Source organism: Intestinibacillus massiliensis (assembly GCF_900155735.1).
Lineage (GTDB): Bacteria > Bacillota > Clostridia > Oscillospirales > Butyricicoccaceae > Intestinibacillus > Intestinibacillus massiliensis.
Genome location: NZ_LT707026.1, coordinates 1 through 821, shown reverse-complemented (window position 1 = coordinate 821; position 821 = coordinate 1). Strand labels below are relative to the sequence as shown.

The 821-nt window shown below is 49.6% G+C and carries 1 rRNA gene; it reads left to right on the top strand.

Annotation, left to right across the window (positions count from 1 at the left end):
• Window positions 1–159 precede the first annotated feature (159 nt).
• Window positions 160–821 (top strand): 23S ribosomal RNA (locus tag CZ203_RS00005); the annotation flags it as partial.

The window sequence follows — 821 nt, the reverse complement described above, 5'->3', positions numbered from 1 at the left end:
AAAAAATAAATGGTTTTTCTGAAAATTGTTGGGATATGATTGAAAGATCATACTACAAAATAGCTAAAAAATAACCGAGATAACTCAATAATTCGAGATAAGGGAAACCTTATCCGCTAAATAAATTCCACTCTACGACCGTGGAGTGGTCTTACAGCTGGTCAAGCTGTAAAGGGCGCAAGGGGAATGCCTTGGCACTGAGAGCCGATGAAGGACGCGACAAGCTGCGATAAGCTTCGGGGAGCCGCAAATGGGCTTTGATCCGGAGATTTCCGAATGGGGAAACCCGGCAGGGCAATACTCTGTCAGCGTGCACTGAATACATAGGTGTACGTGGGGAACCGCCTGAACTGAAACATCTAAGTAGGGCGAGGAAAAGAAATCAACCGAGATTCCGCTAGTAGTGGCGAGCGAACGCGGAAGAGGCCAAACCAGGGGGAGCAATCTCCTTGGGGTTAGGACGGCAACATGCAGTAAGAACCTTTAGCTGAACACTTTGGGAAGAGTGGCGATACAGGGTGATAGCCCCGTAAGCGAAAAGGGTTTTACGCTAGCCGGATCCAGAGTACCACAGGACACGTGAAACCCTGTGGGAATATGGGGGGACCATCCTCCAAGCCTAAATACTACTCAGTGACCGATAGAGAAGCAGTACCGTGAGGGAAAGGTGAAAAGGACCCCGGGAGGGGAGTGAAAAAGAACCTGAAACCTTGTGCCTACAAGCACCGAGAGCACGTTAATGTGTGATCGGGTACTTTTTGTAGAACGGTCCGGCGAGTTAATGTACGTAGCGAGGTTAAGGGACTGGAGTCCCGGAGCCG